14 protein-coding genes are annotated in these 13,846 nt (G+C 30.2%); 3 read left to right on the plus strand and 11 right to left on the minus strand.

Annotated features, from left to right (window positions below):
• Window positions 1–3: 3 nt before the first annotated feature.
• From T473_RS19410 to T473_RS17725, 3 genes are all read left to right on the plus strand, one after another.
• Window positions 4–627: an OmpA family protein gene (locus T473_RS19410; protein ID WP_024621372.1), complete on the plus strand. Its 624-nt coding sequence runs from the start codon at window positions 4–6 to the stop codon at window positions 625–627.
• Between the two features lie 122 nt (window positions 628–749).
• Window positions 750–1,709, plus strand: a complete 960-nt coding sequence (locus T473_RS0107625) for a ComEC/Rec2 family competence protein (protein ID WP_024621373.1) — start codon at window positions 750–752, stop codon at window positions 1,707–1,709.
• A gap of 36 nt (window positions 1,710–1,745) precedes the next feature.
• Window positions 1,746–2,045: a Dabb family protein gene (locus T473_RS17725; protein WP_038300402.1), complete on the plus strand. Its 300-nt coding sequence runs from the start codon at window positions 1,746–1,748 to the stop codon at window positions 2,043–2,045.
• Between the two features lie 76 nt (window positions 2,046–2,121).
• On the opposite strand, the gene lexA is transcribed toward T473_RS17725, so the two are convergent.
• From lexA to T473_RS0107680, 11 genes are all read right to left on the minus strand, one after another.
• On the minus strand, window positions 2,122–2,757 hold the full coding sequence (lexA, locus tag T473_RS0107630; RefSeq protein ID WP_024621374.1) for a transcriptional repressor LexA: 636 nt from the start codon (window positions 2,755–2,757) through the stop codon (window positions 2,122–2,124).
• A gap of 102 nt (window positions 2,758–2,859) precedes the next feature.
• Window positions 2,860–3,987, minus strand: coding sequence for a tyrosine-type recombinase/integrase (locus T473_RS0107635; RefSeq protein WP_024621375.1), 1,128 nt, complete (start codon window positions 3,985–3,987; stop codon window positions 2,860–2,862).
• A 1,200-nt stretch (window positions 3,988–5,187) separates the two neighbouring features.
• Window positions 5,188–6,024: a hypothetical protein gene (locus tag T473_RS0107640; RefSeq protein WP_024621376.1), complete on the minus strand. Its 837-nt coding sequence runs from the start codon at window positions 6,022–6,024 to the stop codon at window positions 5,188–5,190.
• Between the two features lie 239 nt (window positions 6,025–6,263).
• Window positions 6,264–6,524 (minus strand): stage V sporulation protein S, encoded by a 261-nt coding sequence (locus T473_RS0107645; protein WP_024621377.1) that lies wholly within the window; start codon window positions 6,522–6,524, stop codon window positions 6,264–6,266.
• A 411-nt stretch (window positions 6,525–6,935) separates the two neighbouring features.
• Window positions 6,936–7,856 (minus strand): acetyl-CoA carboxylase carboxyltransferase subunit alpha, encoded by a 921-nt coding sequence (locus T473_RS0107650; protein ID WP_038300411.1) that lies wholly within the window; start codon window positions 7,854–7,856, stop codon window positions 6,936–6,938.
• A gap of 103 nt (window positions 7,857–7,959) precedes the next feature.
• On the minus strand, window positions 7,960–8,811 hold the full coding sequence (gene accD / locus T473_RS0107655; protein WP_024621379.1) for an acetyl-CoA carboxylase, carboxyltransferase subunit beta: 852 nt from the start codon (window positions 8,809–8,811) through the stop codon (window positions 7,960–7,962).
• A gap of 14 nt (window positions 8,812–8,825) precedes the next feature.
• Window positions 8,826–10,187, minus strand: a complete 1,362-nt coding sequence (gene accC, locus T473_RS0107660) for an acetyl-CoA carboxylase biotin carboxylase subunit (RefSeq protein WP_029791621.1) — start codon at window positions 10,185–10,187, stop codon at window positions 8,826–8,828.
• A 14-nt stretch (window positions 10,188–10,201) separates the two neighbouring features.
• Window positions 10,202–10,678, minus strand: coding sequence for an acetyl-CoA carboxylase biotin carboxyl carrier protein (gene accB / locus T473_RS0107665; RefSeq protein ID WP_024621381.1), 477 nt, complete (start codon window positions 10,676–10,678; stop codon window positions 10,202–10,204).
• A 105-nt stretch (window positions 10,679–10,783) separates the two neighbouring features.
• Window positions 10,784–11,803 (minus strand): methylcobamide:CoM methyltransferase MtbA, encoded by a 1,020-nt coding sequence (locus tag T473_RS0107670; RefSeq protein WP_330369418.1) that lies wholly within the window; start codon window positions 11,801–11,803, stop codon window positions 10,784–10,786.
• Entirely contained in the window at window positions 11,803–12,474 is a 672-nt protein-coding gene (locus T473_RS0107675) for a corrinoid protein (protein WP_024621383.1), read from the minus strand. Before T473_RS0107675 ends, T473_RS0107670 begins: the two co-directional genes overlap by 1 nt.
• Before the next feature lie 13 nt (window positions 12,475–12,487).
• Window positions 12,488–13,561 (minus strand): uroporphyrinogen decarboxylase family protein, encoded by a 1,074-nt coding sequence (locus T473_RS0107680; protein WP_029791622.1) that lies wholly within the window; start codon window positions 13,559–13,561, stop codon window positions 12,488–12,490.
• Window positions 13,562–13,846 lie beyond the last annotated feature (285 nt).

Below are 13,846 nucleotides of genomic sequence, written 5' to 3' on the forward strand. Positions count from 1 at the left end.
CATATGATAAATAAATATAGAAGAACCGTGAATAAAGAATTTGAGAAGAGTAGTTTTTGGCCTACTTTTACTGATTTACTATCAACTGTTCTTATGGTTGTAATCCTAACTCTATTTAGCACTCAGAGCATATCTGGATCTGTTAAACAAGATTTGGCACAAAATATCAATAACTCAGTAGAAGAAACTTTAAAGAATGATAATATCCCGGTTAAAGTCGATAAAAGTAGCGGTCAAGTAACTTTTGGAGAAAGTACAATGTTTGATGTAGATAGTGATGAGCTAAAGCCAGAAGCAAAAGATATGCTAAAAAAATTCATTCCTAAGTATGTAGAAACAGTTTATAAAGACTATGGTAGCAATATATCAAAAATTGTAGTAGAAGGTCACACGGATGATATAGGGAGTTATATATACAATCTAGATTTGTCTCAAAGAAGAGCTTACAGTGTAACTAAATATATGGTAAGTGATGAGATAGGAGATTATAAATATAAAACTGAATTTACTAAGCATATAATAGCTGTAGGCAGATCTAAAGCAGATCTTATAAAAAATAAGGATGGATCTGTAAACAGAGATTCATCAAGAAGAGTCGAATTAAAATACGAGATCGATATAGATTAATAAAAATAGAATAGTAAATATAGGGGATTAAGCTTCATTTATTCTTATAAAATAACAAATTTCACTAAAAAATGATAAAATGGTATAATAAGGGTTATTGTTATTATTATGGAGGATTTAACATGAAGCACAGTTACAAAACAAGTATTAAGAAAAATACAATTAAGATTAAATCATTGATGATACTTACAGTATTTATAGTATCAATTTTTTTAACAGCATGTGATCAGTTGGATATTGTAAAAGAAGTGATTAATGATAGTAATAGTGAGCAGAGTACAGAAACTATTAAAACGAGTAGAGAGAATGTAAAAATACATTTTATAGACACTGGTAATAGCGATTCGATACTTATAGAAGATAACGGAGTTTTCACACTAATTGATGGAGGCGACAACGATGACGAAGATCTAATGGTTGACTACCTAAATAAATCTGGTGTAAAATCAATTAAATACTTAATATCTACTCATGCACATGCGGATCATTTGGGCGGTTTAGATGCTGTAGTCAAAAATTTCGAAATAGAGAACGTATTAGTATCTAATGGTTCAGCAAGCACTAAGAGCTACAGAGATTTTATAAATGCTATGGCAGATAAAGGATTATCTCCTGGAGTTCCACTTGAAAATAACAAGTTTTACTTAAATAATTCTTATTTTGAAGTACTTAATACTAATGGTGGAGACACGACTAACGAACAGTCTTTAGTTTTGGTTTACACAAATGGAAACGATAAAGCTATATTTACAGGTGATATCGAAAAGGGTACTGAAAAAGAAATTTTAGGAAAGCTGGATAATGTAGACTTATTAAAAGTTGCTCACCATGGGTCTAGAAGTAGTTCTACTCAAGAATTTTTGGATAAAGTAAACCCTGAGTATGCTGTTGTATTGTCTGAAGAGGATAATTCATACGGACATCCTCATAAAGAGACGATGAATAGATTTAAAAAAATGGGTATAAAAATACATAGAAGCGATGAGTGTGGCGATATTATTTTCGAATCTACAGGAGATGGACTTATCTCCGATTGTAAGATTGAAGGAAGTTACATTGACGGTAGAAGCAAAGCTAATTAGATATTTAGTGTTAATACTTATATAAGAGGTGGTAATATCGTAAGACATGTTGTATTATGGAATTTCGATGAAAAAATTTCAAATGAAGAACGAATAGAGAGTTCTAAAAAAATAAAATCTAATCTTGAAGCTCTTGGAAGTGTAATAGATGGAGTAGTAAGTATCAAAGTTAGCATAGATCCCATAGATTCAAGTAATGTAGATATTATGCTCAACAGCTTATTTGAAAGTAAAGAAGCTCTTATAAACTATCAAAATCACACTGATCACAAGAAAGTTGGAGAATTTGTAAAAGCTCTTATGTGCAGCAGAAAATGCTTTGATAGTGTAGAATAAAAGATTAAAATAAAATAACAATAAAAAAGAAAAAGGTTGGCTCAAATATAAGGAGTCAACCTTTTTCTTTAAAAATTTACTTCATAACCCTAAAGACTCCAGTTACGATACCTATTATCTCAACTTCGTAGTCATTAAGTATAATCGCTTCCATAAATTCATTTTCAGGTTGTAGTCTTATAAAGTTTTCTTCTTTAAAAAATCTCTTAACCGTAGCAGCTTCTCCGTTTACAAGCGCTACAACAATTTCTGAGTTTTCCGCAGAACTATTTTTATCTACTATTACATAATCGCCATCTAATATACCAGCGTTTATCATACTTTCACCTTTTACTTTAAGGACAAAGTTGTCTTTTCCCTTAATTAGGTTAGTAGGAAGTGGTATGTATTCTTGAATATTCTGATGAGCAAGTATTGGTTCACCAGCGGTGATTTCGCCAACTAGTGGTAAGTTGATGATTTCTTGGTTAAATCCAGTAACATTATCGTCCTTGTTTCTGTCCAATACCTCAATAGCTCTAGGTTTAGTTGGATCTTTTCTTATGTATCCAAGTTTTTCAAGTTTGTTTAAATGCGAATGTACTGTAGAAGTAGATCTAAGTCCAACTGCATTACATATTTCCCTAACTGCAGGTGGATATCCCTTAGCAACAAGCTCTGATTTAATAAACTCTAATATTAGCGCTTGTTTTTCTGTTAAATCTAAATACATAATCATCTCACTCATTTCTGGGTTTATATTTTAAATTGTTCTATATTATATATTGTATCATAATAGTATTACTAACTCAAACATTTGTTCCTGTTGTTTAGATTAATTTTCATCATCAAGCCATTCAAAGTTGTTTACAATATCACGTTTTACGTTTTTCTTATGTGCAGCATATAGCTGAGTTGTGGTTACATTATCGTGATCTAATAGATTCTGAACGTCGTATATGGAAAAACCATTTTGAATAAGTGAAGTAGCAGCTGTGGCTCTAAGTTTGTGAGGACTATATCCTTTATCTCTGCTAGTATCCATAGAAATTGATGTATATTTTTTTACTAAGGACCTTATTGCCTTTGCTGTAATTCTTTTATTTTGTAGAGATAAAAACAAAGCGTCTTTAAATTCTTCTGTTAAAAGCTCACTATTAGGTCTTTCATTTTCTATGTAGTCTTTTACAACTGTTTCGCATGTATGGTTGATAGGCATTAGAACTTCTTTTCCTCTTTTTCTGTAAATCATAAATTCGCCTCTAGAAAAATTAAATGAAGAAATATTTAATTCCCTTAGTTCGTTGAGTCTAAGACCATAAGTGACAAACAAAGCCAAAATTGCTTTATCTCTCAATCTTGTTTTTTCCCAGTAGACCATCTCTTTATCTGTAAGCCCTTTGCCTGTATCAACTGCATCAAGCATCTTTGCAACTTCATCTATCTCTAAGCGCTTTATAGCGTCTGGTTGCGGCTTCGGTAGCTTAATAGGATTAAGTCCATCAGTGATATTGCTATCAATTTGTTCGTTCCTATACAAAAACTTAAATAGTGTAGATATTGAAGATTTTTTTCTAGCTAGTGCTCTATTGTTATTTTCATACAAGATTGTATTTTTACCATTTTCTTTATAGTATCTACCACAATAATCACCTAAAAATAGGTTAAGGTCTCTTGCTTTAATTTCATTGAATTCTTCAACAGTAATATCTTCTACATCCTTTGCAACAGTAAGTTCGTTAGTTTCAACTAAGTATTCGCAAAAAAAATGTATATCATCTAAATACGCAAGCCTAGTAGTTACAGCCACCGAACCCTTCAAATAAATAAAGTAATCCTTCATAAAGTCAGGTAGCTTTTTCTGTACACTTATACATCTATCTATAATATCATTATCCCTAATAACGATATTATCAGGCTTATTTGATTTATTATTGATTTTAACTGATTTAGTTTCAGACATATTTTCAACCTCCTAATACGATGAAACATTTTATTATAATAACAGTAGTAAATTAAATTATATATTAAAAATGGTTATGATTCAAATTTAGAGGAAAATTCTTTTGAGCACAAATATAACGGCAATGTCACATATATTGACATCACTACAGGCATGATGATCATATCATGCACAGAATGAATGGAGAAGTATTAAATTATTCAAATCAAATAATAGTTAAAGGTATAAATACTCAAGAAAGTAAATAAAAGTCTTTAAAAGGTCATTTAAGAGGTCATTGATTGAGGATAGAATAAAAGTAGATCAAAGTGTTTTAGAAATGTATAATTTGAATGATATATGTAATTTATGATTAATAAAAATTGTTATGAGTAAAACTATGTTAACTAACTGAATATTTATAACTTGTTATCAAATTGCTAAAATAGATTAATAATATCAAAATGGTAAGTCCATTAACAAAAAGATAAGGGTAGAGCCAAATGTAAAAGAAAAGATATATTTTATAGCAATATATTTTGTAAGTATATAAATAGCTGTTTTTAGGTAAATTAGTACAAAAGCACTCTTTCTATAATTTATACGCTTAACTATTCCCTAAATATACATTTAAAGACTAGTTATATATAACCTCTATTTTGGAGGGTTATATACATATATACATAATTTATATTACAACAAATAAAAAATTCATAAATTAACTACGAAAATTTCAAAATAAATTTTATAGTTGATGCTTTACTTCAATTTCATTTATATTCCTTTTTGATAATGAAATATGCTAACAGTTTCGAATAATTTTAAATCATACCACGTGAAACAAGAAAATCCCTTTATAGTGTATCAAGAACATTGAGCTTTGCATTAGTAGCTATCCTAAAGGGATTATTTAATAAGATTTCCTTTAATTTTATCCTTTTTTATATTCTATTTAAATAAATTACCAATAAAATCAATTGTTCGTCCTAAGTTTTTTCAGACTGCATATATTTAGCAGTTTGCCTGTTTGTTTCTCCAACAACATAAGAACGTGATTTTCCAAAGCTCTCGAATATTTCGACTATACATGCTTATTCGGCCTAAAATTATCTAACTATTTCAAAAAAATATTTTATCTTGAATTTCATCTAAAAACTGATATCTTTCAATAACAAGCTTATGCAATTACTTTAAGCTGTGATCAAACATGCAAAATTTAAGTTAACTTCTCCCTCTTATAATAGTGCTCAAAATATAAGATATAATCAATGTTACAAAGGAAAAAAACAAGCCGAGCATCATTAGTAAAATAACGATTATATTATACTCTATAATCATATCAGCTATACTACTCTCCCCTGCGCCTAGTAAATACGATATTATTGATCCTATAAAAACTATTGCTATAAGTACACCTAATCCAGACAAACTATTCTTAAAGTCAGAATAACTTAAAGACATATGGCTTGATATCGAATACATCAAGAATATAAAAATTATAAACTTTATCGAGATTAGTTTATTTCCTTGGAACATAAAAGTGAAAAATATGTAAATATCCTTTGATAAAGAATTAATAAAACCAATAAAATTAAAACTTTCTATATTAGCAATATAAGTCTCTAAACTAAGAATGTTTATAATCGAACTAAAACTTTCAGGCAAAAATAACCTAAATATAAGAACTATTGATAGTGTTCCTCCGATTAATGGTGCAATACCTATAAAAAAATTACCTAGTTTCTGATATAAACTATTTTTCTTGTATGTATGACTTACATATCCTAATACTCCATCATATTCACTCTCAATTGGTCTAAACAGCTTTACCTCTTTTATATGATGTCTAAAAATAAGGCACATAATTAAATGGCTTAATTCATGAATAATGGTGCCTATAGCTCCAGTTACGATAAGTCCACTTCTACCAAATGCTGAGTAAATAAATTTATTGTTTTTCCTTTCAATTATGCTGAATACAAATCCAAACGCTAAAAATGTAATAATTAAAAGGATTACGTTTACTATGCTAGATTTTAATATATAAATTAGAGCCATAAATATAAGCTCCTTTCGGTTTCAGTATATTCTAATAATACAATTAAGTACGCATACGCACTAAATTATATCATAATTATTTAAAGAATGAGTAAACAAAATATATTAAATACAAATGTCAAAACTTTATTAACAGAATCTTAATAAAGTTATAATCAAAAAAAGTGCAAAGATATCTCTTTACACCAAGAATATATAGCAAATCACACAAATATCAAAATAAACAAAAACTTTTAACGTTATCTGGGTTCAATAGTAAGTTTTATAGCTGTCTTTTTATTTCCATCGATCTCAATCTCCGTAAAAGCCGGTATACACACAAGATCTACGCCACTTGGTGCTAGAAACCCTCTCGCTATTGCAACCGCCTTTATCGATTGATTAAGAGCCCCTGCACCGATTGCTTGAACCTCTGCGACACCATCCCTTCTAATTACACTTGCTAAAGCCCCTGCAAGTGAATTAGGATGCGATTTTGTTGAAACTTTTAATATTTCCAATTTAACAGCCCCTTTAGTTAAGAAAATTTTTAGTTTCTTTATTTGTTGTTTAATATATATATTCTATTTGCAAAATCCAAATACCTTGAAGAGTGTTTCTATTTCTCTAGACATTTTATGATATTGCCAAGCAAAAATTTTGATATTTACAATATAATATTTGTAGCTACTTAAACACATAATCAAAGTAACAATTTAAAACTTATTATGACAGTAAAAGTTTAATTTTACATATAATAGTAGTGATTTAAATACTTACAACAACTTATTTTTTTGTATAAATTAAGAATCAAAAAAAGAGCTATCTAAAGTCTTACTTTTAGGTGCTCTTTTAATTCAACTGTATTTTTACATACATTAGGTAACATCTCAAAGATTAAGTATCAATCAATTTTGAGGTAAACCCTATTATTATATACATTTACCTATATTTCTAAATTTATTATATCTCATAGATACGATGTCCTCTTTAGAGATATCTTTATAGTAGTCAAGTCTATCTAATACATACTTTTTGATCTCCTTAGAAACGGCCTCAACATCTTTTTGAGCTCCACCAAGTGGCTCTTTAATAATTTTATCGATTATATTTAAATCAAAAAGATCTTTACTAGTAAGCTTCATAACATTACAAGCTTCTTTTGCTCTTGATGAATCTTTAAATAATATACTAGATAGACCCTCTGGAGAAATTACAGAGTAAACAGAGTGTTCAAGCATACAAATATCGTTTCCAACTCCTATGCCAAGAGCTCCTCCACTTCCCCCTTCCCCTATTACAAAAGTAATGACAGGGACAGACAGCTTACTCATCTCAAGTAGATTTCTAGCGATAGCTTCTCCTTGACCTCTCTCTTCCGCTTCTAGACCACAAAATGCTCCAGAAGTGTCTACAAATGTAATTATAGGTCTATTGAATTTTTCAGCTTGTTTCATAAGTCTTAGAGCTTTTCTATATCCTTCAGGGTGAGGCATACCAAAGTTTCTTCTTATTTTTTCTTTAGTATCATGCCCCTTTTGGTGTCCGATTATAGTTACATTATAATTGCCTATTTTGCCTATTCCACCTATTATAGATGGATCGTCTTTGTACAATCTGTCACCATGAAATTCTAAGAAATTTGCACAGATATTATCTATATAATCCTGAGTAGTTGGTCTGTCTTTATCTCTACTGAGAGCCACCTTATCGTACGGTGTCAATGAAGTAAAAGCTTCGTATTTTAACTTATTCAATTTATCTTTTAATGCATTTATTTTATCATTTAGATCTATACTGCTTGATTTAGATATGGTTTCTAACTGCTCTATATCTTTTTCAATAGTTTTCATTCTTTCTTTAATACTATCACTCAAAATAAAACCTCCTTTATGCGGCTGATATTTAATAATTTTAGCTGGATTTAAAAATAAATAAATCTTATTTTAAATTACATTATCTATGCATATTAAGAATTTCGTACAATACCTCTTTCATTTTTCTTCTATCTACTATCATGTCTATAAATCCATGTTCTAGTAAAAACTCAGAAGTTTGGAATCCTTCAGGAAGTTTTTGATTTATCGTCTGTTCAATAACTCTAGGACCAGCAAAACCAATCAAAGTATTAGGCTCAGAAATTATTATATCACCAAGCATTGCAAAACTTGCTGTAACTCCTCCTGTTGTTGGATCAGTTAAAATTGAAATATAAGGTAGAGCCTTATCTTCTAATTTAGCAAGAGCTTGAGAGGTCTTTGCCATTTGCATCAAAGATATCATACCTTCTTGCATTCTCGCTCCTCCAGAAGCTGAACATATGATTATTGGAAGATTGTTTTCAGCAGCATACTCTATTGCGTAAGTTATTTTTTCTCCTACAACAGAACCCATACTTCCCATCATAAATTCAGGATTCATAACACAAAGTACCGTTTTTATACCGTTAAGCCTACCGTACCCAGTTATTACCCCTTCTGATTCTCCTGTTTTATCTCTGTATGAATTGAATTTATCATTATAGCTTGGGAACTTTAGAGGATCTTGAAATTCAACCTCTTCGTTTAGCTCTACAAATGTTCCTCTATCTATAATTAGTTTTATTCTGTTTCTAGCTTTTAAACTGTAGTGTCTGCCACAATTCGGGCATACGTATAAATTTTCTTCAATATCTTTTCTGAATACTCTCTCATCGCACCCTTTACAGTATAGCCAAAATTTTTCATTTATACTATTTTCTTTAAAGTTTTCATCCAGAGAGATCGTTACATACTTAGATCCCTTTGATGGTAAGAATTTTTTTATCATTGTTTATTGCTCCCTTATATTGAAGTACACTCTTTCATAAATTCATTCTCTATGAATTTAGTATGATGTGTGTCATCTCTAAAAGCATCACATGTTATAAGTGATTTTTGGAAATCTATATTAGTGAAGATTCCTTCTATTATAATTTCATCTAGAGCTCTGTACATTCTTTCAATGCACTCTTCCCTTGTATCAGCCCAACATATAAGTTTACCTATCATTGAGTCATAAAGAGGAGGTATTGTATATCCTGAATATACAAATGTGTCAAACCTAACTCCAAACCCCCCTGGCAAATTAAGGGACTCTATTTTACCTGGTGATGGTGCAAAGTTCATTTGTGAGTTTTCAGCATTAATTCTGCATTCAATAGCATGACCTCTAAATATAATATCTTCTTGTTTGTATGGAATCTCTTTCCCATCAGCTATAAGTATTTGAAGTCTTATAAGATCAATATTTGTAATCATCTCAGTAACAGGATGTTCAACTTGTATCCTTGTATTCATTTCAATAAAGTAGAATTTTTTATCTTTGTCAAATATAAATTCTATTGTACCCGCTCCTAAATATCCAATACCTTTTATAATATCTGTCGCTGTTTTAAATAACTCTTCTCTTTCAGCATCAGTTATATATGGACTAAGAGACTCTTCCATAACTTTTTGATTTCTTCTTTGCATAGAACAGTCTCTGTCGCCGAAGTGAATAGCATTAAAATATTTATCTCCAAATACTTGTACCTCTATATGTCTTGGATTCTCTATAAATTTTTCCATATAGAGATCATTGCTACCAAACGACGCTAAAGATTCAGAGCTGGCAATATCAAATAGTGAAGGAAGTTCTTCTTTATTAAATACTATCCTCATACCCTTTCCACCGCCACCATTAGATGCTTTTATCATTACAGGATATCCAATCTCAGAAGCCACTTCAAGGGCATCTTCTTTAGATTTAAGTACTGACTTTGATCCGGGTACAACTGGTACGCCTAGACTCATCATAGTCTCTCTTGCACGTGACTTATCACCCATAAGTTCCATTTGCTCTTTTGTAGGACCTATAAAAATAATTCCATTTTCTTCACACTTGCTTACAAATTCTGTGTTTTCAGATAAAAATCCAAATCCAGGATGTATAGCATCACATTTTAACTTTTTCGCTAAATATATTATATTGTCTATGTTATTATAACTTTTTCTTACGTTATTTGGTCCTATACATATAGATTCGTCAGACAAATATCTGTGCAGACAATCTTTATCTGCTTCTGAGTATATTGCAACAGTTTTTATACCTAACTCTTTACATGTTCTTATTATTCTAACCGCAATATCTCCTCTATTTGCAACTAGTATTTTATTTATTGACATCAGTTACCTCCTATTTACATTGGTTTAATCTTAAATAAAGGTTGATTGTACTCTACTAGTTCTTCTTTTTTAACCAATATTTCAACTATTTCACCATTAACTTCGCTGTTTATTTCATTCATAAGTTTCATAGCTTCAAGAATACAAAGCGTCTGTCCTTCTTCTATTACATCTCCGATTTTAACAAAATTCTCTGAGTCAGGATTTGGAGATCCATAGAAAGTTCCCATAAGCGGTGCTGAGATTATATATAAATTATCATCATTTTCAGTTTTAATTTCATTATTATCTCTGATTTCTTCTTTTTCAACAGTTATTTCTTTACAAGCAGATTCTTTTTTATCTTCTCTAATTACATTATTTTGGGTTTTTTCAACTGTATTACTGTTTCTAGAGACTTCTAGTTTTAAAGAATCATTTTCAAGCTTTACATGGTCTAAACTTGTTGAATCAATCAGCTTTATTAATTCTTTTACTTCATTAATATTCATTTCTTACCCCCTTGTATTATTACCTGGTGCTAATATTATATCATAAAAGGTAAAATAGTAAAAGAAAAAGTGTCAACGCTAAATCGACACTATAATTGATATATTTTAGTTGTTATATTGTTTTGCACATTCTACTAAAACTTTTATGTTATCAAGTTTACTTCTTACGCCTATTCCACAAGCTGGAGATAATATATCCACTCCACTTTTCAAACATGAATTAGAGATATTCTTTAAACTTTCTTTAGTTCCATTTTCAATAGCAAAAGTGCTAACATTCCCCATAATAACTTTTCCTGGAACATTTTCAACCACTTGTCTAGCATTAGTTATAGAATCAAAACTAACTGCATCACTATGTAAATCATTTAATTCTTTATAAATAGTTTTTAATTTACCACATATATGTATAATAGTTCCTCCAGGAGCGTATTCTTTCAATTGATCTATTATCTTATTTAAATATGGAGTTGCAAACTCACTAAAAGTTTTAGCACCGAGAATTTCTCCTGTACCACTTGGATCTGATATAGTTAAAACATCTGCCCCAGCCTCTAATTGAGCCTTCCCAAAAATTATAAGGCTATCTGTGACAAATTCCATAAACTCATGAGCTTCCTCTTTTTTTTTCCTAATTTCTTTATAGTAAGTAATTGGCTCTACAAGTGAGGATGCTAAACTAACAGGCCCTATCAAGTTTGCCACTATAGGAACATCATTATTACTTTCTTTTAATATTTTAATAGCATCTATAACAACTTTTGCTCTTCCTTTAGTTACATCAACCTTGTCCAAATTACTCCACTGAGTAACCGATTCAATTGGATATTTTATTACTCTAGGTTCTGTAGTTTTTGTTCCCATATATACTTCTGCTCCCATGCTTTCAGCTTCGACTGTCATGCAATATGGTACTCCAAAGTTTTCAAAACCATTGTTTTTATACATACCTAGTGTTAAATTTGCCATCATATTAGGATTGCTATGCGCCATTGGCCAAAATACACCTTCAATATCCATAATATCTTCCACTATCATATTCATCATCCCGCCAGGACAAATACAAGGTTTTCTATCTACAACTTCTCCTTTTAAAGCTTTATATAGTCTTTCTTTAGGTGTCATTATACCACCTCTTTATATTTTTTCTTGCTTATTAGCTCTTTTGCGAGTTTAGCTGCTTTTGATGCTTCATGTGCATATCCATCTGCCCCGATTTCATTTGCAAATCCTTGAGATATAGGCCCTCCGCCTACCATAACAACAAATTTTTCACGAATATCTTCTTTATTTAATAAATCAATCACTAATTGCATATTTTCCATAGTAGTAGTCATAAGGGTAGATAATCCTATTAAATCAGCATTGATTTCTTTTGCTTTATTAATAAAATCAATACAAGGGACATCTCTTCCTAAATCGTATACTTCAAATCCTGAAGTTTCTAACATAATTTTAAATAAGTTTTTACCAATATCATGTGTATCTCCCTCGACAACTCCTATTACTGCTTTAAAACTTTCTTTAGCTGAATCTTTTTTAATGTGAGGCTTTAATATATCAATGCCTTTATACATAGCATCTGAACACAATAAAAGATCAGGTATAAAATACTCCTCTTCTTCATAAAGCTTACCTGCATCCTCCATTCCAAGAGCCAGTCCGTTAGATATGCCTTCATAAGGTTCAAATTCATTTTCGATATACTCATTAGCTACATCTATTACAGTTTCATCTTCCATCTCTACAACACAATCTGCTAACTTTTTTAATAAATCTTCTTTTAAATTTGACATGCTAATCTCCTTTTTATAATTCATTAATATTTATTTTGCTAGATCCGAATATCCTTGCAGCATCCATTAATGCTATTATTTTTTTAGGATCCGTTCCTATAGGTACATCGCAACCAGTACTTAATATAAACCCTTTCATACTATCATGGCCTTTAATTATACATTCTTTTGCTTCCATATATATATCCTCTATTGTACCTCTCATAATTGTTTCAACAGGGTCCACATTTCCGATTAAGCATACTTTATCACCATATGCTTCTTTTAATTCTCCTATATCCTCTATATTATCTAAACTTAGATTAGCTATCCCTATATCAACCATATGACCCCATACTTTTTTTGTCTTGCCACAAATATGAAGTGTCGATCCTCCTCCGGTTCTTTCTATAATTCTATCCATACACTTTTTTAAGTATGGTTTTGCAAATTCTTCAAAGTTTTTTCGGCTTATCATTGTACAAGATGCAATTGGCTCAGCAAGACCAGGAGTTAAGCCTATATCACAAGCTGCATCAATATAATTTATAACACTTTGAGTTGAAATTTCTAAAAGTTCATGTGCCTTTTCTTTATTTTTTGTTAAATCTCTTAAAAAATTATCAGTACCTCTTAAAAAAGATGCTAAAGTAAAAGGACCGCCTACAGAAGTTCCTACCCCTACTTCACAGCTTAATTTTTCATTAGTTATTTTAAGTGCTTCTAAAAAGTAATGTATTCTTCCATCTTTATAAGGATCTATAGGTCTTAATTTTCCTATTTCACTATAATCGCATATAGCTGGTTTATTTATAAAAGGCGTATTGTTTAATGGAAATACGACTCCACTCCCCATCGCCTCTGGTATTCCTTGAAGCCCTGGCCCAAATCCAATGCTATCTGGACGAAACTTTTCGAAACTTTTAACTGCTACGTCCACTAGTACATCTACAGAATGATTATAATCATATATTGAATATCCAAAAGAAGGCGCAACGCTTTCTCCTAAAAATGGTGAACATGGTATTCTATCAATTTCTTTACCCGCTCCAAAAGCCTGCATTCTTTCTTTTGGGGTCATTTGATCTTTATTAATTGTATAATTCATAATTTGTTCTCCTCTCCGAGTTATAAATTTATCAATCAAAAAATACTTTACATCATTAGACGTAAATAAACAAATTGTTAAAAACTATTTAAATATATGTTGTCATAAGCATTTTCTATTAACTAGAATTTTCAATTTATATATTATAATTTGATCCTGTAAAACTTAAATAGTATTATTTATCAATACCATTGGTATCTTTAGATCTGCTTCGCAATTACAAAAATAATAAAATGAGTTTTTTCTATCATCTTTATTATTTATTTCATTAATACTCTTTTTAAT

This window comes from Clostridioides mangenotii TR (assembly GCF_000498755.1).
Classification (GTDB): domain Bacteria; phylum Bacillota; class Clostridia; order Peptostreptococcales; family Peptostreptococcaceae; genus Metaclostridioides; species Metaclostridioides mangenotii_A.

What these genes read in the sequence shown, in the direction of transcription:
- T473_RS19410 (WP_024621372.1), top strand. Translation starts at nt 4, where the DNA reads ATGATAAATAAATATAGAAGAACCGTGAATAAAGAATTTGAGAAGAGT.
- T473_RS0107625 (WP_024621373.1), top strand. Translation starts at nt 750, where the DNA reads ATGAAGCACAGTTACAAAACAAGTATTAAGAAAAATACAATTAAGATT.
- lexA (WP_024621374.1), bottom strand. Translation starts at nt 2,757, where the DNA reads ATGTATTTAGATTTAACAGAAAAACAAGCGCTAATATTAGAGTTTATT.
- T473_RS0107635 (WP_024621375.1), bottom strand. Translation starts at nt 3,987, where the DNA reads ATGTCTGAAACTAAATCAGTTAAAATCAATAATAAATCAAATAAGCCT.
- T473_RS0107640 (WP_024621376.1), bottom strand. Translation starts at nt 6,024, where the DNA reads ATGGCTCTAATTTATATATTAAAATCTAGCATAGTAAACGTAATCCTT.
- T473_RS0107650 (WP_038300411.1), bottom strand. Translation starts at nt 7,856, where the DNA reads ATGAAAACTATTGAAAAAGATATAGAGCAGTTAGAAACCATATCTAAA.
- accD (WP_024621379.1), bottom strand. Translation starts at nt 8,811, where the DNA reads ATGATAAAAAAATTCTTACCATCAAAGGGATCTAAGTATGTAACGATC.
- accC (WP_029791621.1), bottom strand. Translation starts at nt 10,187, where the DNA reads ATGTCAATAAATAAAATACTAGTTGCAAATAGAGGAGATATTGCGGTT.
- accB (WP_024621381.1), bottom strand. Translation starts at nt 10,678, where the DNA reads ATGAATATTAATGAAGTAAAAGAATTAATAAAGCTGATTGATTCAACA.
- T473_RS0107670 (WP_330369418.1), bottom strand. Translation starts at nt 11,803, where the DNA reads ATGACACCTAAAGAAAGACTATATAAAGCTTTAAAAGGAGAAGTTGTA.
- T473_RS0107675 (WP_024621383.1), bottom strand. Translation starts at nt 12,474, where the DNA reads ATGTCAAATTTAAAAGAAGATTTATTAAAAAAGTTAGCAGATTGTGTT.
- T473_RS0107680 (WP_029791622.1), bottom strand. Translation starts at nt 13,561, where the DNA reads ATGAATTATACAATTAATAAAGATCAAATGACCCCAAAAGAAAGAATG.